This is a genomic window from Achromobacter sp. ACM03 (genome assembly GCF_014851665.1).
GTDB lineage: Bacteria > Pseudomonadota > Gammaproteobacteria > Burkholderiales > Burkholderiaceae_B > Achromobacter > Achromobacter aegrifaciens.
The window spans coordinates 91,843-114,909 of sequence record NZ_JACVAD010000003.1; the positions used below are offsets into that span (position 1 = coordinate 91,843).

Annotated in this window: 22 protein-coding genes; 11 read left to right on the top strand and 11 right to left on the bottom strand. The window is 65.1% G+C overall.

Annotated elements, in window-relative coordinates:
• Positions 1–22 precede the first annotated feature (22 nt).
• A complete protein-coding gene (locus IB257_RS16140; RefSeq protein WP_054450590.1) occupies positions 23–919 on the bottom strand; it encodes a LysR family transcriptional regulator in 897 nt (298 codons plus the stop codon).
• A gap of 175 nt (positions 920–1,094) precedes the next feature.
• On the opposite strand from IB257_RS16140, the gene IB257_RS16145 reads away from it, so the two are divergent.
• Positions 1,095–2,030, top strand: coding sequence for a dihydrodipicolinate synthase family protein (locus IB257_RS16145; protein WP_054450588.1), 936 nt, complete (start codon positions 1,095–1,097; stop codon positions 2,028–2,030).
• 122 nt (positions 2,031–2,152) lie between these two features.
• On the opposite strand, the gene IB257_RS16150 is transcribed toward IB257_RS16145, so the two are convergent.
• The 7 genes from IB257_RS16150 to argE form a co-directional block, all read right to left on the bottom strand.
• On the bottom strand, positions 2,153–3,700 hold the full coding sequence (locus IB257_RS16150) for a UxaA family hydrolase (RefSeq protein ID WP_192492572.1): 1,548 nt from the start codon (positions 3,698–3,700) through the stop codon (positions 2,153–2,155).
• 46 nt (positions 3,701–3,746) lie between these two features.
• A complete protein-coding gene (locus tag IB257_RS16155) occupies positions 3,747–4,754 on the bottom strand; it encodes a tripartite tricarboxylate transporter substrate binding protein (RefSeq protein ID WP_192492573.1) in 1,008 nt (335 codons plus the stop codon).
• Positions 4,755–5,045: 291 nt separating this feature from the next.
• Positions 5,046–5,594 carry an acyloxyacyl hydrolase gene (locus tag IB257_RS16160; RefSeq protein ID WP_054450583.1) on the bottom strand — a complete coding sequence of 183 codons (549 nt, stop codon included), beginning with the start codon at positions 5,592–5,594 and terminating at the stop codon, positions 5,046–5,048.
• Positions 5,595–5,828: 234 nt separating this feature from the next.
• Entirely contained in the window at positions 5,829–6,704 is an 876-nt protein-coding gene (accD, locus tag IB257_RS16165) for an acetyl-CoA carboxylase, carboxyltransferase subunit beta (RefSeq protein ID WP_054450581.1), read from the bottom strand.
• Between the two features lie 35 nt (positions 6,705–6,739).
• Positions 6,740–7,603, bottom strand: a complete 864-nt coding sequence (gene trpA, locus IB257_RS16170; protein WP_054450579.1) for a tryptophan synthase subunit alpha — start codon at positions 7,601–7,603, stop codon at positions 6,740–6,742.
• A gap of 10 nt (positions 7,604–7,613) precedes the next feature.
• Positions 7,614–8,813, bottom strand: a complete 1,200-nt coding sequence (gene trpB / locus IB257_RS16175; RefSeq protein WP_054451311.1) for a tryptophan synthase subunit beta — start codon at positions 8,811–8,813, stop codon at positions 7,614–7,616.
• A 131-nt stretch (positions 8,814–8,944) separates the two neighbouring features.
• Complete coding sequence (gene argE, locus IB257_RS16180) at positions 8,945–10,096, bottom strand: acetylornithine deacetylase (RefSeq protein ID WP_054450578.1); 1,152 nt, start codon at positions 10,094–10,096, stop codon at positions 8,945–8,947.
• Between the two features lie 120 nt (positions 10,097–10,216).
• On the opposite strand from argE, the gene IB257_RS16185 reads away from it, so the two are divergent.
• Positions 10,217–11,530, top strand: a complete 1,314-nt coding sequence (locus tag IB257_RS16185) for an MFS transporter (protein WP_059374811.1) — start codon at positions 10,217–10,219, stop codon at positions 11,528–11,530.
• 40 nt (positions 11,531–11,570) lie between these two features.
• Here the strand turns inward: IB257_RS16185 and IB257_RS16190 are convergent, their stop codons facing one another.
• Positions 11,571–13,838 (bottom strand): bifunctional (p)ppGpp synthetase/guanosine-3',5'-bis(diphosphate) 3'-pyrophosphohydrolase, encoded by a 2,268-nt coding sequence (locus IB257_RS16190; RefSeq protein ID WP_054450575.1) that lies wholly within the window; start codon positions 13,836–13,838, stop codon positions 11,571–11,573.
• Between the two features lie 105 nt (positions 13,839–13,943).
• Here IB257_RS16190 and IB257_RS16195 point away from each other — a divergent pair, with 105 nt between their 5' ends.
• Both IB257_RS16195 and IB257_RS16200 read left to right on the top strand, forming a co-directional pair.
• Complete coding sequence (locus tag IB257_RS16195; RefSeq protein WP_125472677.1) at positions 13,944–14,777, top strand: zinc-dependent peptidase; 834 nt, start codon at positions 13,944–13,946, stop codon at positions 14,775–14,777.
• Positions 14,774–15,283, top strand: a complete 510-nt coding sequence (locus IB257_RS16200) for an NAD(P)H-dependent oxidoreductase (protein ID WP_192492574.1) — start codon at positions 14,774–14,776, stop codon at positions 15,281–15,283. Before IB257_RS16195 ends, IB257_RS16200 begins: the two co-directional genes overlap by 4 nt.
• Before the next feature lie 94 nt (positions 15,284–15,377).
• Here IB257_RS16200 and IB257_RS16205 read toward each other — a convergent pair whose 3' ends face one another.
• Together IB257_RS16205 and pncB are read right to left on the bottom strand one after the other, a co-directional pair.
• Positions 15,378–15,728, bottom strand: a complete 351-nt coding sequence (locus IB257_RS16205) for a RidA family protein (protein ID WP_042796825.1) — start codon at positions 15,726–15,728, stop codon at positions 15,378–15,380.
• Positions 15,729–15,800: 72 nt separating this feature from the next.
• Positions 15,801–16,976 carry a nicotinate phosphoribosyltransferase gene (gene pncB, locus IB257_RS16210; protein ID WP_054450570.1) on the bottom strand — a complete coding sequence of 392 codons (1,176 nt, stop codon included), beginning with the start codon at positions 16,974–16,976 and terminating at the stop codon, positions 15,801–15,803.
• Positions 16,977–17,132: 156 nt separating this feature from the next.
• On the opposite strand from pncB, the gene fdxA reads away from it, so the two are divergent.
• From fdxA to IB257_RS16245, 7 genes are all read left to right on the top strand, one after another.
• The gene (fdxA, locus tag IB257_RS16215) at positions 17,133–17,456 is read left to right on the top strand and encodes a ferredoxin FdxA (RefSeq protein WP_006389264.1); all 324 of its coding nucleotides are present in this window, start codon (positions 17,133–17,135) and stop codon (positions 17,454–17,456) included.
• Between the two features lie 49 nt (positions 17,457–17,505).
• Positions 17,506–18,306, top strand: coding sequence for a ferredoxin--NADP reductase (locus tag IB257_RS16220; protein ID WP_054450568.1), 801 nt, complete (start codon positions 17,506–17,508; stop codon positions 18,304–18,306).
• Between the two features lie 212 nt (positions 18,307–18,518).
• Positions 18,519–19,745: a polyhydroxyalkanoate depolymerase gene (locus IB257_RS16225; RefSeq protein ID WP_119450983.1), complete on the top strand. Its 1,227-nt coding sequence runs from the start codon at positions 18,519–18,521 to the stop codon at positions 19,743–19,745.
• A 175-nt stretch (positions 19,746–19,920) separates the two neighbouring features.
• Positions 19,921–20,565: an electron transport complex subunit RsxB gene (rsxB, locus tag IB257_RS16230; RefSeq protein ID WP_175161909.1), complete on the top strand. Its 645-nt coding sequence runs from the start codon at positions 19,921–19,923 to the stop codon at positions 20,563–20,565.
• Entirely contained in the window at positions 20,562–21,197 is a 636-nt protein-coding gene (gene nth / locus IB257_RS16235; RefSeq protein ID WP_054450563.1) for an endonuclease III, read from the top strand. The genes rsxB and nth overlap by 4 nt, the downstream gene beginning before the upstream one ends.
• Positions 21,198–21,553: 356 nt before the next feature.
• Positions 21,554–22,327: an ABC transporter ATP-binding protein gene (locus IB257_RS16240; RefSeq protein ID WP_054450562.1), complete on the top strand. Its 774-nt coding sequence runs from the start codon at positions 21,554–21,556 to the stop codon at positions 22,325–22,327.
• The gene (locus IB257_RS16245; protein ID WP_013392192.1) at positions 22,324–23,034 is read left to right on the top strand and encodes an ABC transporter ATP-binding protein; all 711 of its coding nucleotides are present in this window, start codon (positions 22,324–22,326) and stop codon (positions 23,032–23,034) included. Before IB257_RS16240 ends, IB257_RS16245 begins: the two co-directional genes overlap by 4 nt.
• Positions 23,035–23,067 lie beyond the last annotated feature (33 nt).

Sequence of the window (23,067 nt, forward strand, 5' to 3'; positions counted from 1 at the left end):
CGCAGCGCGCCCCCTCGGCCGCTCACTCGTCCTCTATCGGCTCCGCGGGCAGGTTCAAAGCCAGGCCGGCCTCTTCGACGAACGCTTCCGCCAACGCCGAATGCGGCATATGCCGGGCCCAGATGATCCCCATGCAGCGCAGAGGCGCGCGCCCCGGCAGCGGCACTCGCTTGACGCGCCGGCTGTCCACCCAATCCGGCGCCCAATCGGGTACCAGCGACACGCCCAGCCCTTCCGACACCATGCAGGCGATGCCCATCAGGCCGTCGACCTCCAGGCGCTCGCGCGGCACGATGCCGTGCTGGCGCAGATACTGGTCCGCCAGCCGGCCGCCCCAGACGTTGCGGTCATAGCGTATGAAAGGCTGCGTGCTCATCAGCTCGTGGGCGTCATTGCTCACGGTATCGGGCGGCGCCAGCACCACCAGAGGCTCTTCCGCCACCAATTTCCAGGCGTAGCCTTTGGACAGGTTGAATTGCGGCTTGACGATGAAGGCCGCGTCCAGGTCGCCGTTGATCACCCGGTGGTACAGGTGATTGGAGGTGCCTGGCTCCACGAAAACGGCCAGCTTGGGCAGGCGCCGGTACAGGCGCGCCAGCACGGTGGGCATGATACCCGTCAGCGCCGACACCGACACGCCCAGCCTCAACTCGCCCAAGGGCGCGTCGTCGCTGGCGCTGGCCCGCAGGTCGCGCACTTCGCGCAGCACGCTGCGGGCTCGTTCCAGCACTTTCAGGCCCGCTTCGGTCGCCTTGACGCTGCGGCCCACGCGCTTGATGAGCGTGGCGCCCAGCTCTTCCTCCAGGGTGCGCACCCGCGCCGCAATGGCAGCGGGGGTCAGGTCCAGCCGGCGCGCGGCCTCCGCCAGCGATCCGCATTCGACCACCGACACAAAGCTCTGCACATATCGCGTATCCAAAGCGTCCCCCCTCTTTTTCTGCAGGCATGGTTTGCGCCAGGGCAAACCACAACAATTTTATGGATTGAAGCAATTAAACAGCAGATGTTCACTGGCCGCTTCGGTGCCAGAATCAGACGTTGCCGCTGCGCCCCGTGGCGCGTCCTTTTCATTCATCAGAAAACGAGTAGAGACAATGAGCACCCAAGCCAGCATTCCCGGCGTTTTTTCTCCGGTCCTGACGCCATTCGACGCAGCCTATCGCCCGGCGCTGGGACGCTATGTGAAGCACTGCCGCTGGCTGCGCGAACAATCCGTCGGGCTGGCCATATTCGGCACCAACTCGGAAGCCAACTCGCTCGCCCTGTCGGAAAAGCGCAGCCTGCTGGACGCGCTGCTGGAAGCGGGCGTGGAACCGTCGGCGCTGATGCCCGGCACGGGCGCCTGCGCGCTGCCCGACGCGATCGAGTTGACACGCCACGCCGTGCGCAGCGGCAGCATGGGCGTGCTGGTCCTGCCCCCCTTCTATTACAAGGGCGTGAGCGACGAAGGCCTGTTCCGCTACTACGCCGAACTGATCGAAGGCGTGGGCGACGACCGGTTGCGCATGTACCTGTATCACATCCCTCCCGTGAGCCAGGTGCCGCTGAGCCTGGACCTGATCGACCGCCTGCTCGACCGCTATCCCGGCCAGGTCGCCGGCGTAAAGGACAGTGGTGGGGACTGGAACAACACGGCGGCCATGATCGAACGCTTCGCGCCGCGCGGCTTCAAGGTCTACGCGGGCAGCGAAGCCTTCCTGCTGCAGACCCTGCGCGCGGGCGGCGTGGGCTGCATCACCGCCACCGGCAACGTCAATCCGGGCCCCATCGTCGCCCTGCAGCAGCGCTGGCAGGAAGCCGACGCCGACGCTCGCCAGGCCGGTCTGAACGCGACCCGCAACGTGTTCGGCAAATTCCCCATGATCCCCGCGATGAAGGCCGCGATTGCCTGGAAATCCGGCGATCCGGCCTGGGCGACGGTACGCCCGCCCCTGGTGGAACTGAACGCTGAACAGCGCACCGCCTTGCAGGCCGCCCTGGATGAGAACGGCTTCGACATGCCCGGCGCGCAGACCCTGGCGGACAACTAGCGCCCAATCCCGCGGGCGCTAGTTGTCCGCGGGATTGAACAGCGCAATATCCGCAGCACGAAGCGCCCCGGCGCACGGCGACCTGAAGCCGTGCGCCGGGGCGCTTCTTTTGGCGGTGCCGCTCAGCTCACCACGCCGATGTTCCAGGGCACGAACTCGTGATCGCCCAGTCCCAGCAGCTCGCTCTTGCTGCGCGTGCCGGAGGCCACCAGCAGGATTTCCTCGAAGATGCGCTGCGCCACTTCCTGTAGCGTCGCGGTGCCGTCCAGGATGTCGCCGCAATTGACGTCCATGTCCTCCGTCAGCCTTTCATACATCGGCGTATTGGTCGCCAGCTTGATCGAGGGCACGGGCTTGGCGCCGAACATCGAACCGCGCCCGGTGGTGAAACAGATCATGTTGGCCCCGCCGGCGATCTGTCCGGTCGCGGACACGGGGTCGAAGCCCGGCGTGTCCATGAACACCATGCCGGGCTGGCGCACCGCCTCCGCGTAGCGGTAGACCTCCATCAACGCCGTGGTGCCGCCCTTCATCGAAGAGCCCAGCGACTTCTCGAAGATGTTGGCCAATCCGCCCATCTGGTTGCCCGGACTGACCTTGCCGTTGATCTGCACGTCGCGCCCCGGCGAGTACTCTTCCTTCCACCAGCGGATGCGCTGCACCAGCTTTTCGCCGACCTCGCGGTTGCGGGCGCGCGCGGTCAAGGTGTGCTCCACGCCATAGATCTCAGGCGTTTCGGACAGGATGGCGGTGCCGCCGTGGCGCACCAGGATGTCCATGGCCGCCCCCAATGCGGGATTGGCGGTGATGGACGAAAAGCCGTCCGAACCGCCGCATTGCAGGCCCACCGTCAGATGCCTCGCCGGCACCGGCACGCGCTCGACCCGATTGGCCTCGGGCAACAGCGCCTGCACCGCGGCGACGCCCGCCTCGATGGTTTTGCGCGTGCCGCCGGTCTCCTGCATGATGAAAGTCTTCAACCGCGCGCCCGCCTCCAGGCCCTGGTCCTTGAGCAAGGCATCCAGCTGATTGCGCTCGCAGCCCAGCCCGACGATCAGCACGGCGGCGAAGTTGGCGTGACAGGCGTAACCGCCCATCGTCCGGCGCAACAAATCCATGGGTTCGCCGGACATTTCCATGCCGCAGCCCATGCCATGGCTCAACGCCACCACGCCGTCCACATTGGGATAGGCGGCCATCAGCTGCGGCGTGAAAGCTTCGGCAATGCGATGCACCACCGTCGCCGAACAGTTGACCGTCGCCATGACCCCGATGTAGTTGCGCGTGGCGACCTGTCCGTTGGCGCGCACGATGCCGAGAAAGCGCGCCTGCTCGGACTCGGGCAGGACCGGCGTCGCCACGTAATCGCGGGCGTGCGCGTAGTCCCGGTCGAACTCCTGGAAGTCCATGTTGTGCGAATGGACGTAGGTGCCGGCCGGAATGTCGCCCGCTGCAAAGCCGATGCAGACGTTGTACTTGAGGATGGGCTCGCCGGCGCGCAGGTCGCGCGCCGCGATCTTATGCCCTGCCGGGATCTGGCTGCGGCTGACGATGCCTTCGGAGGGTACGGCCATGCCTATGCCGATGGGCACGCGCGCCACCACGACGTTGTCCGCGGAATGCAGCCGGATGACGGGGCCGGCTGCACGTTTTTCAGTGAAATCGATCATGTCTGGATCTCGTAGGGATAAAGGCTCGCCCGCGCGGGCTGGACGCCTATTCGGGTTTGATGCCTATGTCGCGGATCAGCACCGACCAGCGCGGCAGCTCCGAACCCACGAAACGCGTGAAGGTATCGGAATCGCTGCCCACCACCGTGAAGCCCTGCTCGCTGAGCTTGGCCTGCATATCGTTCTGCTGCACGGCGGCGCGGATGGAATCGGAAAGCTTGGCCACCACGGGCTTGGGCGTATTGGCCGGCGCGAACACGCCATACCAGGTCGACACTTCGAAGTCCTTGAACCCGGACTCGGCCAGGGTCGGGATTTGCGGCGCCTTGGGGTCGCGCTTCAGGCTGGTAATGGCCAACGGCCGGACCTTGCCCGATGCGATGTGAGGCAAGGCCACAGGCAGATTGGCGAACATGTACGGCACGTGCCCGCCCAGCACGTCGGCCATGGCGGCCGATTCGCCCTTGTACGGCACATGCGTCACCTTGGTGCCCACCATGTGCGCATACAGCTCGCCGGCTATGTGCTGCGGGCCGCCCTGGCCGGACGAGGCATAGCTCATTGCGCCATCGCCGGCCTTGCGGATCTGCTCCGTCAGCTCCTGTACGGTCTTGGCATCCACCAAGGCTGGATTGACCACCAGGATCAGCGGCATGGTCACGATCTGCGATACCGGCGCAAAGTCCTTCTCGGGCTTGAAGGGCAAGGACGGGAACAGCGAAGGCGCCACCACCATGGTGGACTGCGAACCCAGGAACAGCGAGTAGCCATCGGCAGGCGAACGGGCGACGTTGTCGGCGGCGATGGTGCCGGTGGCGCCGGCCCGGTTTTCGACCACCACCTGCTGCCCCAGGCTTTCTGCCATCTTGGCGCCGACCAGGCGCGCCACGATGTCCGCGCCGCCTCCCGGGGCAAAGCCCACGACCATGCGCAGCGGCTTGTTAGGAAACTCCTCGGCCATGGTGGCGGATGAGCCGCAGAAAAGCGCGAGGCCCAGGCCTAGGGCTACCGTCATGCGCGTCAGGGGACGCGCGGGCGTACAGGGGGTGTTCATGCGTTGGTCTCCGTATGCCATCGTCGCGCCCCTCCCCGGCCGCAGCCAAGCGTGCCGGGAAGCGGAGCCGCGCGGCGGCTCGTTGTGTGTTGTGCAGTGCCAGAGCATTCTGGCGATTGCACTCCCTACCAACAAGTATGTATACGCAGCGTCAGAACATAATATTTTTGAGGTATCAAATTGGACTTGCCGCAACGCAGCACAGCAGCCCAAAAAAAATCCACCCCTGAGGGTGGATCTGTCTGTGCAGCGGGCCCTTGGGGCCGCGCCACGCCCACATACATGGCGTGATCAGAACTGGTAGGTGTACGTCAGTTGCACCACGTCCAGGCCCGGGTTCGGGCGCTTGATGCTGGCGTTCGAGAAGTGCGAATAGCGCAGGCCGATGCGATTGTTCGGCGTCACGAGAAAGCCCATGCCGATGTGGTCGCCAAACTGGAAAGCGGTGCTGATGTTCTCGTCGGCGAAACGCGTGCTGGAGAAGAGCGTGGCGCCAATACCCGCTTCAATGTAGAAGCGTTCGCCGGTCCACCAGCGGAACATCGGGATGGCATTGAGCTGCCAGACATGGCCCGGGGAGCGCGAGCCGCTCGCCTTCCAGTACGACGCGCCGAGTTCGGGCGTCAGGTCCAGCCGGCCCCAGTTGCCACCGAACTGGTAGGTCCAGACCGAAGCCGTTTCGTAGTTGATCGTCAGGCGCTGATAGTGGTCTCCAATGCCGTAATGCACGCTGACGCCGCCCTGAGTACCCTCGGACGATTGGGCGCTTGCCAGCGACGCGGTTGCAGCCAGGGCAAGTCCCACAAGGCCGGTAAGCATCTTCTTCTTGGTCAACTGCATTGGAAAACTCCGTAGATTTCAAACCTAGTACGCAACATAGCAAAATCCGGGCCGGAAGGCTCAAGCTTTGTCGCACGCAGGCAACATCGCGGATGGAAAACACTGTTCCGCAAATTGTTCGTCATATGCGGCCCCGGGGCCGCATATGACAATGCCGCCGGAAGCCCTGGGCTGCCGGCGGCATCTTGGCGCTGTTCGTCTGGCCCGTCCCCTCAGGCGCAGGCCGGGGCAAACTCAGGCCGTAACCACGTCCGCCGGTTGATTGGTCAGCAAGGCCAGCAGGCGGGCGATTTCCTCGCGCAGCTGGCGGCGGTCCACGACCATGTCGATGGCGCCCTTCTGCAGCAGGAACTCGGCGCGCTGGAAGCCTTCCGGCAGTTTTTCGCGCACGGTCTGTTCAATCACGCGCGGGCCGGCAAAGCCGATCAGCGCCTTGGGTTCTGCGATGACCACGTCGCCCATGAAGGCGAAGCTGGCTGACACGCCGCCCATGGTGGGGTCGGTCAACACGCTGATGAACGGCAGGCCGGCCGCCGACAGGCGGGTCAGCATGGCATTGGTCTTGGCCATCTGCATCAGCGACAGCAGGCTTTCCTGCATGCGCGCGCCGCCCGAGGCAGCCACGCAGATGAAGGGCGTCTTGTTGTCCAGCGCGGCCTGGGCGCCGCGCGCGAAGCGCTCGCCCACCACCGAGCCCATGGAGCCGCCCATGAATTCGAATTCAAAGCAGGCCAGCGTTGCGGATACGCCGCGGATCGAACCGCTCATGACCACCAGCGCGTCGGTTTCGCCGGTCTGCTTGACCGCTTCCTGCAGACGCTCGGGGTACTTGCGGGTGTCCTTGAACTTCAGCGTGTCGACCGAACGCGTGGTCTGGCCGATCTCGACGCGGCCCTCGACATCCAGCAGCGAGTCGATGCGGGCACGGGCCCCGATGCGCATGTGGTGGTCGCACTTGGGGCAGACGTGCAGGTTGGCCGCGAGGTCTTCGCTGTACAGCACCGATTCGCACGACGGGCATTTCACCCATAGGCCTTCGGGAACGCGGCGGGGGCCGCTTTCGCTGGTTTTATTGATGCGAGGAGGCAGGAGTTTTTCGATCCAGCTCATTGATTATTCATCCCGTATGAGGTCACGCCCGCCGCTCAGGCCGACGCGCTTGCTCGTTTTACTTGATCCAGCGCTTGCCGGATGGTGCGCAGCCAGCCGCTGGCGGCGGTGACTGCGGCGTCGGTTTTCTGGGCCGCGGGGGCATTCGCCGCCGCCTGCTCCATGGTTTCAATCAGTTTGCTGCCGATCACGACGGCATCCGCCGCGCGCGCCACGCGTTGGGCGCTTTCGGCGTCGCGGATGCCGAAGCCCACGCCCACCGGAATGTCGCGCACGTGGCGGCGGATCACGGCCAGGCGCTCGGCAACGTCGTCAGTGTTGAGCGAGCCCGAACCCGTGACGCCCTTGAGCGACACGTAGTACACGTAACCCCGCGCCACTTCGGCGACGGCCTTGATGCGCGCTTCCGTGGACGTGGGCGCCAGCAGGAAGATGGGCGCAATGCCGTGCCCGCCCAGCGTGGCGGCGAACTCGACGACTTCTTCGGGCGGATAGTCCACCACCAGCACACCGTCCACGCCCGCCTGCTCGGCGCGACGCGCGAACTCGGCCTGGCCCATGCGTTCGATCGGGTTGGCATAACCCATCAACACCACCGGCGTGGATGCGTCGCGCTGGCGGAATTCAGCCACCAGCTCCAGCACGCGGGCCAGGCCCACGCCTTGCGCGATGGCGCGGTCGGCGGCGCGCTGGATCACCGGGCCGTCGGCCATGGGATCGGAGAACGGCACGCCCAGTTCGATGACGTCGGCGCCGGCCTCGACCAGCGCATGCATCAGGGGAACGGTCGCGGCGGGCGAAGGATCGCCGGCGGCAATGTAGGGAATCAGCGCCGCGGCGCGGCCGGATTCGGCGGTGCGCGCAAAAGCGGCGGCAATGCGGTCGATGCGAGTGGTCATGGACAGGGCCTCAGAGCTCGATGCCGGCCTGTTCGGCCACGGTATGCATGTCCTTGTCGCCACGGCCCGACAAGTTGACCAGGATGACGGCGTCGCGCGGCAGCGTGGCGGCCATCTTCACGGCTTGCGCGATGGCGTGCGAGGACTCCAGCGCGGGCATGATGCCTTCGATGCGGCAGCAATCGTGGAAGGCCTTGAGGGCTTCCGCGTCGGTGATGCCGACGTACTCGGCGCGGCCGGAGTCCTTCAGCCAGGCATGTTCCGGGCCCACGCCGGGATAGTCCAGGCCGGCGGAGACCGAATGCGTTTCCTGAACCTGGCCGTCGGCGTCCTGCATGACATAGGTGCGGTTGCCGTGCAGCACGCCCACCTGGCCCGCGGCCAGGGAAGCGGCATGGCGGCCGCTGTCCATGCCCTCGCCCGCCGCCTCGACGCCGATCAGGCGCACATTTTCGTACGGAATGTAGGGATGGAAGATGCCCATGGCGTTGGAGCCGCCGCCCACCGCCGCCACGACGTAGTCGGGCTGGCGGCCGGTGGCCTCGGGCATCTGCGTCAGGCATTCGTTGCCGATGACGGTCTGGAAATCGCGCACCATGCGGGGATAGGGGTCGGGACCCGCCACCGTGCCGATGATGTAGAAGGTGTTTTCGATGTTGGTGACCCAGTCGCGCATGGCTTCGTTCAGCGCGTCCTTCAGGGTGCGCGAACCGGACGTGACCGGCACCACCGTCGCGCCCAGCAGCTTCATGCGGTAGACGTTCGAGGCCTGGCGGCGGACGTCTTCGCTACCCATGTAGACCACGCATTCCATGCCGTAGCGGGCCGCCACCGTGGCGGTGGCCACGCCGTGCTGGCCGGCGCCGGTTTCGGCGATGACGCGCGGCTTGCCCATGCGCTTGGCCAGCAAGGCCTGGCCGATGCAGTTGTTGACCTTGTGGGCGCCGGTGTGGTTCAGGTCTTCACGCTTGAACCAGATCTGGGCGCCGCCCACCATTTCCGACCAGCGGCGTGCGTGGTAGACCGGGCTGGGCCGGCCGACGAAATGCTTGAGTTCGTAGTTGAACTCTTCCTGGAAGGCGGGGTCGACACGGTAATGGTCATAGGCCGCGCGCAGCTCGTCGAGCGCGTGCATCAGCGTTTCCGCCACGAAAACACCGCCATAAGGGCCAAAATGGCCCTGGGCATCCGGAAAGTCGTAAGGTTTCACCAAGCATCTCCCCCGGGTATCGCGGCAGGCCACTGCCGGCCGCAAATCCGGTTTGCAACCCGTCATTTTACCTGACGCCGGCAGCGGCCGGGGGCAACGCCCCAGCCGCCCCGGGAACCGTCAGCCTGCCCTCAGAGCGACTGCCCCAGGCGGCGCAGGAAGGTGTCGCAGGCGGCCAACTGGTCCAGCGCGACGTACTCGTTGGGCTTGTGGGCCTGTTCGATATGGCCGGGGCCGCAGACCACGGTGGGGATGCCGATGCCCTGGAACAGGCCAGCCTCGGTGCCGTAGGCAACCTTGCGGGTGGCACGGTCTTCGGTCAGGGCGCGCACCAGCTGGGTGATGGCGGCTTCCTCGGACGCTTCCAGGGCGGGCGCGGCCGCGCCCGTCTCGATTTCGATGCTGGCGCCGTCGAATTCGGCCTTCATGCGCGGCAGGAGCTCTTCGCGCACGTATTTTTCAACTTCTGCCTGGATCTCGTCGGGCTGCATGCCGGGCAGGTTACGGAATTCGTAGGTGAATTCACACAGTTCGGGGATGGTATTGACCGCGATGCCGCCCCGGATCTGGTTGGTGGTCATCGTGGAGAACGGCACATCGTAGAACTGGTCGTAGGGGCCGTTGGCCTTGAAGCTGTCGGCCAGGTCGCGGATGCGGCAGATCAGGCGGGCGGCATATTCGATGGCGTTGCAGCCGCGCGGGGTCAGCGACGAGTGCGCCGCCTTGCCGTGCACCTTGCAGCGGAACAGGTTGATGCCCTTGTGCGCCACCACCACCTGCATGCCGGTGGGCTCGCCCACCACGCAACCTTCGGGGCGGATGCCGCGTTCGTGCAGGTCGGCCAGCATGTAGGGCGCGCCGGCGCAGCCGACTTCCTCGTCATACGAGAACGCCAGGTGCATCGGCTTCTTGCGCGGCATGGCCAGGAATTCCGGCACCATTGCCAGCGAGCTGGCGATGAAACCCTTCATGTCGCAGCTGCCGCGGCCATAGAGCAGGCCGTCCTTTTCGACGAGCTTGAACGGATCCGTGCTCCATTCCTGGCCGTCGACCGGCACCACGTCGGTGTGGCCGGACAGCACGATGCCGCCCTGCATGCCGCCGTCCTGGGCGGGCAAGGTCGCGAACAGGTTGGCCTTGGTGCGCTCCGGATTGTGCGCCAGCCATGCGTCGACGCCCTGGCCCTTGAGCCAATCCCGGACGGTTTCGATCAGGGCAAGATTGGAATTGCGGCTGGTGGTGTCAAAGCCAACCAGCGTTTCCAGCCAGGTGCGCGCGTTCATGTCACTACTCTCTTGGGGAAAAACAGGAGTGTAAGGCCAGCGCGCCTCCGCGTCTCGGCGTGGTCCGGCGCGCGAAGCGCCTAGAATGTCGCCCGGTTAGGCAAACCCCAAGGAGAAACCGTGCAGCACAAAGCAGTTCCCACACGCAACATCGTGGCGGCAGTAATAGGCAATGCCCTCGAATGGTATGACTTCCTGGTGTTCGCGTTCATGACGCCGATCATCTCGAAGCTGTTCTTCCCCACCGACCCCAGCGTTCCCGGCAGCGAGCTGAACGCCATCCTGATGACCACCGCCATTTTCGGCGTCGGCTTCTTCATGCGCCCCGTGGGCGGCATCATCCTTGGCCTGTACGGCGACAAGAAAGGCCGCAAGGCCGCCATGGTCATGGTGACCTCGCTGATGGCCGTGTCGATCGCGCTGATCACCGTGGCCCCCACCTACCACGCGGCCGGCATCCTGGCCCCGATCTTCATCCTGATCGCTCGCCTCTTGCAGGGCTTCTCCGCCGGCGGCGAATTCGGCACCTCGACGGCGCTGCTGATCGAGATGGCGCCCAACGGCAAGCGCGGCTTCTACGGTTCCTGGCAGATGGCCGGCCAGATGCTGGCGCTGCTGATCGGCGCGGCCTGCGGCACGCTCATCACCGAGTTCTTCACCCCGCAACAGATCGCCGACTGGGCATGGCGCCTGCCGTTCGCGTTCGGCCTGGTCATTGTCCCCATCGCCATCTATATCCGCCGCAACGTCGATGAAACCGACGCGTTCAAGCAGATCAAGGAAGAAGAGCGCCAAGCCGCCGCCCGCGGCGACGTGCAGCGCCTGAGCCTGGGCCAGATGCTGAAGACGCATACCCGCGAAGCGCTGATCGGCGTGGGCCTGGTCGTGACCGCGACCGTGTCCATCTACATCACCTTCACGTATCTGGTGACCTACTCCACGCAGATCCTGAAGCTGCCGCTGAACCAGACCTTCCTGGTGCAGATGGCGGGCGCGGCGCTGATGGTGCTGCTGACGCCCTTCATGGGCGCCTGGTCCGACCGCATCGGCCGCCGCCCCCTGGTGATCGGCTCGCTCATCGGCTACCTGATCGTCCTGTATCCGCTGTACTACTGGCTGTCGGACGCGCCGTCCATCGGCCGCCTGCTGGCCGTGCAGGTCGTGGTCTGCCTGTTCGTGTCGGCATTCTTCGGCGTGTTCAGCACGGTGATGGCGGAACTGTTCCCCGCGCGCGTGCGCTCGGTGGGCCTGTCCCTGGCCTACAACGTGGCCGTGATGATCTTCGGCGGTTTCGCACAGTTCATCGTGACCTGGCTGATCAAGACCACCGGCTCGCCGATGGCGCCCGCCTATTACGTGATGTTCGGCGTGGCGCTGGGGCTGATCGCCGCGTTCTACATGCGCGACCGCGCGCACGAAGAGCTGGACAACTGAGTCCTGCTCCCGCCCGGGCCGCCCGGCCCGGGTTTCCCGCCTAGCGGCGTGTCGCCGACGACACGCCCGGCACTTCGGCCAGGGCGTCCAGCGCGCGCGACAGCGATTCCCCGCCGCGCACTTCCACCGTGAACACCATATGGGCCAGCGACTGCTTGCTCTGTGTGTTCACGCCCACCACGTTCAGGCGCAGCCGCGCAAAGACTTCGGACAGGTCCCGCAACAGGCCGGAACGGTCGTGCGCGCGCACACTGATGTCCACCGGGTAGAACGTGTCGGCGGTTTCGCCCCAGGCCACCTCGATGACGCGCTCCGGCTCTCGCGCGGCCAGCGCCAGATAGCTGTGGCAATCGCTGCGGTGGATCGACACCCCGCGTCCGCGCGTGACAAAGCCGGCGATCGGATCGGGCGGCGCCGGACGGCAGCAGCGCGCCAGCTGCGTCAAGAGCGACCCCACCCCCACCACCAGCACGCCGCTCTTGCCGCTTTTCTCGGCGCTGCCGGCGCTGGCATGGCGCAAGGCGGCCGGCTGCGGCTCGACGACCGGCCCGGGCTGCTGGAACAGGGTGTCGATCTGCCGCAGGCTGAACTCTTCCTTGGCCGCCGCCACGTACAGGTCGTCGGCGCGGGCGAATCCCAGGTTCTGCGCCAGCTGTTCCAGATTGACGGCAGTCTTGCCCAGCCGCTGCAATTCCTTTTCGACCAGCGCCTGGCCCTGCGTGATGCGCTGCTGCAATTCGATCGCGTTGAACCACATGCGCACCTTGGCGCGGGCCCGCGGACTGGCCAGAAAGCCCAGCTGCGGGTTGAGCCAGTCGCGCGACGGCCCGCCGGACTTGGCGGAGATGATCTCCACGGTCTGGCCGGTGGACAGATGGGTCTGCAGCGGCACCATCTGCCCGTCGACGCGGGCGCCGCGGCAACGGTGGCCAAGGTCGGTGTGCAGGTGATAGGCGAAATCGACCGGCGTGGCGCCGGCGGGCAGTTCGATCACGCGCGCCTGCGGCGTCAGCACGTAGATGCGCTCATCGGTATGGGCCGGCGCCGCCGCCGGGCCGCGCTGCCTGCCCGATGCCGGCTTGGCGGGCGCGGGCTGGGCGGGTTCGCCGCCGCCCTCGACATCGCTGTTCCAGGCCAATAGCTGCCGCATCCACGCCAGTTGCCGGTCGTATTCGCTGGAGGCCGCCACCTGGCCGCCCTTGGCGCCCGCTTCCTTGTAGCGCCAATGCGCGGCCATGCCGTATTCGGCGAACTGATGCATCTCGCGCGTGCGGATCTGCACTTCGAAGGGACGGCCGTCGTCGTCGGCCACCACCGTGTGCAGCGAGCGGTAGCCGTTGGGCTTGGGCCGCGAAATATAGTCGTCGAATTCTTCCGAGATCGGCGTCCACATTTCGTGCACCATGCCCAGCGCCGTATAGCAGGCGCGCACGTCGTCAACGATGATGCGCAGCGCGCGCAGGTCGTACATCTGCGAGAAATCCAGCCGCTTCACGCGCATCTTGTTCCAGATGCTGTAGATGTGCTTGGGCCGGCCGCTGACCTCGGCCTCGACGCCCGCCTTGGCCAACCCCGTCTGCAGGCGTTCGATGGCGCCGGCGATGAAGGCTTCGCGCTCCACCCGCTTTTCTTCCAGCAGGCGGGCGATCTGTTTGTACTTGTCGGGCTCCAGGAAGCGGAACGCCAGATCCTCCATTTCCCACTTGATCTGCCAGATCCCCAGGCGGTTCGCCAGCGGCGCATACAGGTCCAGGGTTTCGCGGGCGAAATCGGTGGAGCACGGCGCCTTGCTTTCCGCGTGCCAGCGCAAGGTGCGCAGGCGCGAGGCCAGCCGCATCAGCACGATGCGCAGGTCGGCCGCCATGGCCAGCAGCATCTTGCGCTGCATTTCCTTTTGCGAGCCGCTTTCGGCGGCGGCGTCGCTCGCCTGCCGCGCCACCACGCCCAGGCGCAGCAGCGCGCGCGTGCCCTGCACCAGCCGCGCGATCTCGGGACCGAAGGCGGCCGCGACCGGATCGCTGCGCAGGGACGGCGCGGGCGCCATCAGGTCGGTCGGCAAGGCAGCCAGCAACGCCGCGGCGCGGGTGGCGGCATCGGTATGCAAGGCCGCCAGGATGCGGACCACGCCCGCGCCGTGTCCGGCCAGGGGTTCGCCGGTCAGCGCCTGCTGCCCTTCGAAACGCGGTTCGGCCCAGGCCACGGCCTGGTCGATCAGCGCCACGCCCTCGGCATCCAGGCCGGCGCCTACCTCCTGGCGCCAGGTAGCGTCGAAAGGCGTAGGCGCGTCGGGAACAGGCGGGGCGGACATGACGGACGGCAGGCGGATGTAGTTTGATATCCCGACACTCTACACTAGGGTTTGTAGACACCAAAAGAAGCCGCTAGCCCCGGCATATGGAAGGAACCGAAGCTTATGTTGCGCTGGCTCAAGGGCCGGGGCGCCCGCCCCTCCGCGGTGGCCGAAATGCAGGCCCGCATCTCCCCGGAACTGTGGCAACAGGTGCTGGACGCCCACCCGTTCCTGGCGGCATTGAAAGCCGATGAAGCGGCCCAGTTGCAGGCGCGTTCGGCCTGGCTGCTGGCCAGCAAGCACATCAACGGCGCGCAAGGACTGGAGGTCTCGGACTTCATGCGCCTGAGCATCGCGGCCCAGGCCAGCCTGCCCATCCTCAACCTGGCGCCCGAACTGTATGAAGGCTGGGACGAGATCATCGTGTACCCCGCCAGCTTCCGCATCCCGCGCTCGCGCCAGGACGATGACGGCGTGGTGCACGAATACCTGGAGGACGCCGCCGGCGAAGCCTGGGAAGGCGGGCCGCTGGTGCTGTCCTGGGAAGACACGCAGTTCTCCGACGGCGGCTTCAACGTGGTCATCCACGAGTTCGCCCACAAACTGGACCTGCGTTCGGGCTATGCCGACGGCATGCCCTCGCTGGCCGCGCACCCCGAACTCAAGCCACAGGCCTGGCGCCGCATCCTGGACGACAGCCTGGACCGCTTCATCGCTGCCGTGGACGCGGTCGAGGCCGCCATCCCGCATGATGTGGATCCGGAAAGCGAGGCCGCCGACGCCTGGTACGGCCAACTGCCGATGGACCCGTATGCCGCCACCGACGAAGCCGAGTTCTTCGCGGTCAGCTCGGAACATTTCTTCGTGGATCCCTACCCCATGCACGAAGCGTTGCCGCAATGGTATGGGCTGCTGCGGACCTACTACCGGCAGGATCCGCTGGAACGCTACGCATGAAACAGCTGCTGATCGTGTGGCATTCGCGCACCGGCGCCGCGCGGCAGATGGCCGAAGCCGCTGCGCGCGGGGCGCGCGCGGCCGCCGCGCAACTGGAACAGACGGCAGACCTGGACGTGGTCTTGCGGCGCGCCGCCGACACGCAGGCCGAAGAAATGCTCGCCAGCCAGGCCTACCTGTTCTGCGCCCCCGAGAACCTGGCCTCGCTGAGCGGCGAGATGAAGGAATTCTTCGACCGCAACTATTACGCGGTGCTGGACCGGATACAAGGCTTGCCCTACGCCTGCGCCATCAGCGCGGGCAGCGACGGCGCGGGTGCGGCGCGGCAGGTCGAGCGCATCTGCACGGGCTGGCGGCTCAACGCGCTGGCGCCGGCGCTCATCGTCAACATGGGCGCGCAGACGGCGCAGCAGATCCTGGCGCCCAAGATCGTGGCCGGCGCGGATATTGCGAAATGCGAGGATTTGGGCGGCCTGCTGGCCGCGACGCTGTTGCTCGGGCAGTAGCCGGCACAACGCGGGATGATGAGACGGGTGGCGCACGCGCCAGCCCGCCCCGTGCACGCATCAGGCGCCCGGGGCGCCCGACGCGGCAGGCGTCTTAGACGGCAGCCGTCACGACGATTTCGACCTTGTAGTCCGGATTGGCCAGGCGGGCTTCGACGGTGGCGCGCGGAGGCGAATTGCCGTCGGCGACCCAGGCGTCCCAGGCCTTGTTCATGCCATCGAATTCCTTCATGTTGGCCACGTAGATCTGGGCCATCAGGATCTTGGTCTTGTCGGTGCCGGCTTCGGCCAGCAGGCGGTCGATCGTGGCGAGCACCTGTTCGGTCTGGCCGGTGATGTCCAGCGTGGAATCGTCCGGCACCTGGCCGGCCAGGTACGCGACGCCGTTGTACACGGCCATGTCGGACAGGCGCTTGGCCACGTGGAAGCGCTTGATGCTGCTCATGAATAGTCCCCTAGATTCGAGTGGGTTGGGTGGAACGATACTGAAGAACCCGCAATTTACCCCGAGCCGCCGTCAGGCGGGGGGCAGCTGGAATACCTGGCGCAGATAGGCCAGGTAGGCCGGATCGTCGCACATGGTCTTTTCCGGCGCGTCGGACACCTTGGCCACCGGCTGGCCATTGCAGCGGACCATCTTCATGACGATCTGCAGGGGCTCGTGGCCCAGGTCGTTGGTCAGGTTGGTGCCGATGCCGAAGGACACCTTGCAGCGACCGGAAAACTGGCGGGCCAGCTCGATGGCGCGCGGGAAAGTCAGCGAATCCGAGAACACCAGCGTCTTGGCGCGCGGATCCACGCGGTTCTTGCGGTAGTGCTCGAGCAGGCGCTCGCCCCAGACGAAGGGATCGCCCGAATCATGCCGCGCGCCGTCGAACAGCTTGCAGAAATACATGTCGAAATCACGCAGGAAGGCATCCATGCCGTAGACGTCCGACAGCGCAATGCCCAGGTCGCCACGGTATTCCTTGGCCCAAACCTCCAGCGCGTACACCTGCGAATCGCGCAGCCGCGGACCCAGCGCCTGGCAGGCTTGCAGGTATTCGTGGCCCATCGTGCCCAGGGGCAGCACTTCGTGTTGCTTGGCCAGCAGCACGTTGCTGGTGCCGGCGAAATGCACGCCCATCTGCGACTTCATGGTGGACACGATTTCTTCGTGCCAGATCTTGGAAAAGCGGCGCCGCGTGCCGTACTCAGCCACGCGGAAATCGGCCAGCGCCGGATCGTCCAGCACCAGGTGCATCTTGGACTGCAGGCGCTTGCGGCCCTCTTCCCAGTCGGGATTCTTGCGGGTGTTGCGGAAATAGACCTCGTTGACGATGGCCAGCACCGGGATCTCGAACAGGATCGTATGCAGCCAGGGGCCTTTGACCTCGATGCTGATTTCGCCCGGCCCATCGCCCACGCCGATGTGAATGCAGCGCTCCGGCAGATGGAACAGTTCGAGGAAATCGACGAAGTCGCTTTTGATAAAGCGCAAGCCGCCCAGATATTTAAGTTCGTCCTCGGTGAAGCGCAACTGGCATAGCTGATGCACTTCCTCGCGGATTTCGTCCAGGTAGGGACGCAGGTCGACCCCGGGCGTGCGGCATTTGTAACGGTACTCGACCTGGGCAGCGGGAAAATGATGCAGAACCACCTGCATCATGCTGAATTTATACAGATCGGTGTCGAGCAGCGAAGTGATTATCATGATGGCGCGTTTCGTTTCGCGACACCATAGCATAGAGCTCCCGCTGTTCAGGGCGAAGGGCCACTATGTCAATACGGGTATTGCCGGCACATCGGCGCGGCATTGGGTAAAATCCGCCCAACAAGACACAAAAGCCGCCGCTCCCGGAGTTCCTGAATGACCCACGTTGTCACCGAAAACTGTATTAAGTGCAAGTACACCGACTGCGTAGACGTGTGCCCGGTGGACTGTTTTCGTGAGGGTCCGAACTTCCTCGTGATCGACCCTGACGAATGCATCGACTGCGCCGTCTGCATCCCGGAATGCCCGGCCAATGCCATCTACGCCGAAGAAGACGTGCCGCAGGACCAGTTGAATTTCATCGCCCTGAATGCCGAACTCTCGCCCGAGTTCGCCAGCATCAGCCGTGCCAAGAAGCCCCTGCCCGACGCCGACGAATGGAATGGCAAGCAGGACAAGCTGCAATACCTGGAAAAATAATCCGCGAACGCCGGCCCCGCCCTGGCGGCCGGCCTCGCGCGATGTACCGATGACCGACGACTCCAAATACACGCGCCAGACCGTTACCCACGTCCACACCTGGGTGCCTGACAAGCTGTTCTCCGTGCGCGTGACGCGCGACGACGCGTATACGTTCCAGCCGGGCCAGTTCGCCCGGGTCGGTCTGCCGGAAGCCGGCGCCTCGGAAGGCGAACCCACGCTGTGGCGCGCCTATTCCATGGTGTCGGCGCCGCACGAACCCTGGCTGGAGTTCTATTCCATCGTGGTCCCCGAAGGCCTGTTCAGTCCGCGCATGGCGCGGCTGCAGCCTGGCGACTCGCTATATGTGGAAAAGACGCCCTACGGATTTCTGACCCTGGAGCGCTTCGCGCCGGGCGGCGATCTTTGGCTGCTGGCCTCGGGCACGGGCCTGTCTGCCTACCTTTCGATCCTGCGCGACCCGGCAGTCTGGCGGGCCTACCGCCGCATCATCCTGGTGCACGGAGTGCGCACCGCCGCGGAGCTCGCCTACCGCACCGAAATCGAATCCTGGCGCAACCAGCCGGCGCTGGCCGAGTTCTTCGCGGCGGATCCGCAGAAACTCGTCTACCTGCCCATCGCCACCCGCGAAGCCCTGCCCGGCATGCCGCAGGAACGCCTGACCACGCTGATCGCCGACGGCCGCCTGGAGCAGCTCGCAGGCCAGCCGCTGGACCCCGAGCAGGCCAAGATCATGCTTTGCGGCAATCCCGACATGCTGGCCGACGCCCGCAAGCTGCTGGGCGAACGCGGCTTCAAGCCTGGACGCCGCGGCATCCCCGGCAACCTGGCAGTGGAAAACTACTGGTAGCTTCGGTCCGTCCGACTTAGTGCATAAATCCTTCTTTTGGTATGACAGCACGTTGTAAAAAGCGCCCTAAACTGGTGCTCAATGGGTATTGGGTCGCTTTTTAGCAACAGATTTGCTTTTTTTGTCGGCGTTTCTTCAGGCTGTTTAGAAATATCGTTAGTGCCCGGAGCAATAATCGGGACACACGCACGACCCAGAAGGACTTTTCTCAAATGCTGTATCAATTGCACGAAATGCAGCGCGCCTTCCTGACTCCGTTCGCTGCATTTACGGACGCCGGTTCCCAGCTGTTTTCCAGTCCCTACAGCCCTCTCGCCTATACCCCGATCTCCCGCCAGATGGCAGCCGGGTATGAGCTGATGACCCGCATCGGCAAGGAATACCAGAAGCCTGCCTGGAACCTGCCCACCACCGAAATCAACGGCAAGTCCGTCCGCGTCATCGAAGGCGTGGCCATCGACAAGCCGTTCTGCCGCCTGCTGCACTTCCAGCGCGATGTCCGCCACACGGGCCGCGACGATCCCAAGGTCCTGCTGGTGGCGCCGCTGTCCGGCCACCACGCCACCCTGCTGCGCGACACCGTGCGCGCCCTGCTGCCGGCCCACGACGTCTACGTCACCGACTGGGTCGACGCCCGCATGGTGCCGCTGTCGGCCGGCCCGTTCCATCTGAACGACTACGTGCGCTACGTGCAGGATTTCATCCGCCACCTGGGTCCGGACGTGCACGTGATTTCCGTGTGCCAGCCGACGGTGCCGGTGCTGGCCGCCGTCTCGCTGATGGCCTCCGCCAACGATCCCTGTCAGCCGCGCAGCATGGTGATGATGGGTGGTCCCATCGACCCGCGCCAGTCGCCCACGCAGGTCAACCGCCTGGCCACGACCAAGCCCTACAGCTGGTTCGAGAACCAGGTCATCCATCCGGTGCCGCCGCGCTATCCGGGCGCGGGCCGCAAGGTCTACCCGGGTTTCCTGCAGCACGCGGGGTTCATGGCCATGAACCCCGACCGCCACATGAAGTCGCATTACGACTTCTACCTGGACCTGCTGCGCGGCGACGACAGCGACGCCGAAGCGCACCGCCGCTTCTATGACGAATACAACGCCGTGCTGGACATGCCGGCCGAGTTCTATCTGGACACGATCCGCATGGTGTTCCAGGAGTTCCAGTTGCCCAACGGCACCTGGGAAGTGGACGGCAAGCTGGTGCGTCCGGCGGACATCAAGAAGGTCGCCCTGCTCACCATCGAAGGCGAACTGGACGACATCTCGGGCCAGGGCCAGACGCGCGCCGCCATCAAGCTGTGCAAGAACATCCCGGCCGAGCGCAAGACGCACTACACGGCGCCCAACTGCGGCCACTACGGCATTTTCTCGGGCCGCCGCTGGCGCGAAATGATCTGTCCTAAAATTGCCGAATTCATCCGGCAATCTGCGTAGGATGGGTGTAGCGCGAGTCAAGCCGGACTAGAATCCGGACCTCCGACGCGCGCAACCCATCAAACAGCGGTGACTGGAAATCTCAGCGCTGTTTGATGGGTTGCGCGCGATTCGCGTTTGGGGTCCCTGATTCCTGCCTTTCGCGCCCCCGTCCCACGATTTCATCTTCACATCCATGTCCTGTCGCTCATTGGCCGACCGCATCGATGCCTTGCTACCCCAGACGCAATGCACCAAGTGCGGATACGACGGCTGCCGGCCCTATGCCGACGCCATCGCGGACGGCTCCGCCCCGATCAACCGCTGCCCGCCCGGCGGCGACGACGGTATCGCCGCGCTGGCGGTCCTGCTCGATACCCCCATCCTGCCGCTGGACGCCGCCCGCGGCGAACCCGGCCCGCTGCTGGTCGCGCGCATCGACGAAGCGCACTGCATCGGCTGTACGCTGTGCATCCAGGCCTGTCCCGTGGACGCCATCGTGGGCGCCAACAAGCATATGCATACCGTGCTGGCCGACTGGTGCACCGGCTGCGACCTGTGCGTGGCGCCCTGTCCGGTCGATTGCATCCAGATGGTGCCGGCAGGTCGCGCCTGGAATTCGCAGGATGCTGCCATCAGCCGCCAGCGCCACCGCAGCCATCTGGCACGCACCGAGCGCCTGGCTGCCGACAACGCGCGCCTGATGGCGCCCGAAGCGGCTGCCGCGCCCAGCGCTTCCGCTCCCGCCGCCGACGAGGCGCGCAATGAGGACCGCAAGCGTTCCGCCATTGAATCCGCGCTGGCCCGCGCCCGGGCCCGCCGCAACCCCACTCAATCATGAACGCAGCCAAACGCCGAGAGATCTTCGCCCGCCTGCAGGCCGCCAACCCGCATCCGACCACCGAGCTCGAATACGACACGCCGTTCCAGTTGCTGATTGCCGTGCTGCTGTCGGCGCAGGCGACCGACAAATCGGTCAACATCGCCACGCGCAAATTCTTCCCCGCTTACGGCACGCCGCAAGCCCTGCTGGCGCTCGGCGAAGAAGGCTTGGCCGACTACATCAAGACCATCGGCCTGTATCGCACCAAGGCGAAGAACACCATCGCCACCTGCAAGATCCTGATCGAGCAGCACGGCGGCGAAGTACCGCAGACTCGCGAAGCGCTCGAAGCCCTGCCCGGCGTTGGGCGCAAGACCGCCAACGTGGTGCTCAACACGGCGTTCGGACAACCCACGATGGCGGTGGACACGCACATCTTCCGCGTGTCGAACCGCACCGGCATCGCGCCCGGCAAGAATGTGCTGGAAGTCGAACAGAAACTCGAAAAGTTCGTGCCGCGCGAATACATGCAGGACGCTCACCACTGGCTGATCCTGCTGGGCCGCTACGTCTGCGTGGCGCGCAAACCCAAATGCCCACAATGCGGCATTTCCGATCTCTGCGAATTCAAGCAGAAGACGCCTGCCTGACGGCGCGTTAGCTTACGCGCCGACACGGCATTCGGTGCACGCAAATCGGGTTTTCCCTCCCTCTCAAATCCATCAGGCGTTGATGACGATCAACGCATATTTGCTGCATTGCATTTCCATTATGGAAAGCCTTTATTCCCTTGTGGCGCAAGCATTGTCGGCCTGCCGACAATTGCCCATTCCGCACTGCAAAACCTATGACAAACCCTCATGGAATTTTGATAAATAGGTGCGCATACTCGCCGGCAACTCATAAGAAAACTGCGATTTCCTGAACAGTTTTCCGGACCCTGCGGGGGCCTGGCGCAACGACGGCAGGTGGAGACCGAAATAAATACAACGCCGGTGCAGCGAACATGGACGACACGATCCTGGAGACAAAAGGCCTCACCAAGGAATTCCGCGGATTCGTCGCGGTCAATGGGGTCGATTTGCGTATCAAGCGGGGCGAGATTCATGCCTTGATCGGGCCGAACGGCGCCGGCAAGACCACTTGCTTCAACCTGCTTACCAAGTTTCTTTCTCCCACGTCGGGAAGCATCAAGTTCAACGGTATCGACATTACCGGCGAGCGGCCCGCGCAGATCGCGCGCCGCGGCGTGATCCGTTCATTCCAGATCTCGGCGGTGTTTCCGCACCTGACCGTGCTGGAGAACGTGCGCATCGGGCTGCAGCGCAGGACCGGCCTGTCGTTCCACTTCTGGAAAAGCGACAGGCAGCTCGCCGTGCTGAATCAGCCGGCACGCGACCTGCTGGAGCAGGTGGATCTGGGCGCCTTCGCCAACGAAACCACCGTAAACCTGCCCTATGGCCGCAAGCGCGCGCTTGAAATCGCCACCACGCTGGCGATGGAACCCGAGCTGATGCTGCTGGACGAACCCACACAAGGCATGGGCCACGAGGACGTGGACCGCGTCACGCAACTGATCAAGCGCGTCAGCGCCGGACGCACCATCCTGATGGTGGAACACAACATGAATGTCGTGTCCTCCATCGCCAACACCATTACTGTGCTGGCGCGCGGCAGCGTGCTGGCCGAAGGATCGTACGCCGAAGTCTCCCGCCATCCGGCCGTGATGCAGGCTTACATGGGCACCACCGACGGCGAACTTCAAGGAGCGCACGCATGAGCACCCCGGCACTGGAAATTTCGGGCCTGCAGGCCTGGTACGGGGAATCGCATATCCTGCACGGCGTGGATATGCGCGTTGGACAAGGCGAAGTGGTCACGCTGCTCGGACGCAACGGCGCCGGGCGCACCACCACCCTGCGGGCCATCCTGGGCCTGACGGGATCGCGCAAGGGCTCGGTGCGCATCCATGGCACCGAAGCCATCGACCTGCCCACCTACAAGATCGCCCATCTGGGCGTGGGCTATTGCCCCGAGGAACGCGGCATCTTCGCCAGCCTGTCCTGCGAAGAAAACCTGCTGCTGCCTCCGGTCGTCGGTTCGCTGGGCGGCGGCATGTCGCTGGCAGAAATCTACGACATGTTCCCCAATCTGCAGGAGCGCCGGAATTCTCCCGGCACGCGCCTGTCTGGCGGCGAACAGCAAATGCTGGCCGTGGCGCGCATCCTGCGCACCGGCGCCAACCTGCTGCTGCTCGACGAAATCTCCGAAGGCCTCGCCCCTGTCATCGTGCAGGCGCTGGCTCGCATGATCACGGCGCTGAAGCAGCGCGGCTACACCATCGTCATGGTGGAGCAGAACTTCCGCTTCGCAGCGCCCCTGGCCGACCGCTTCTACGTCATGGAGCACGGCCAGATCGTCGAGCACTTCGAAGCCGCAGAACTTTCAGAAAAACAGGACACGCTCAACGAACTGCTGGGCGTCTAGAACCTGTGTCATCCGCCGGAAATCCGGCAACAC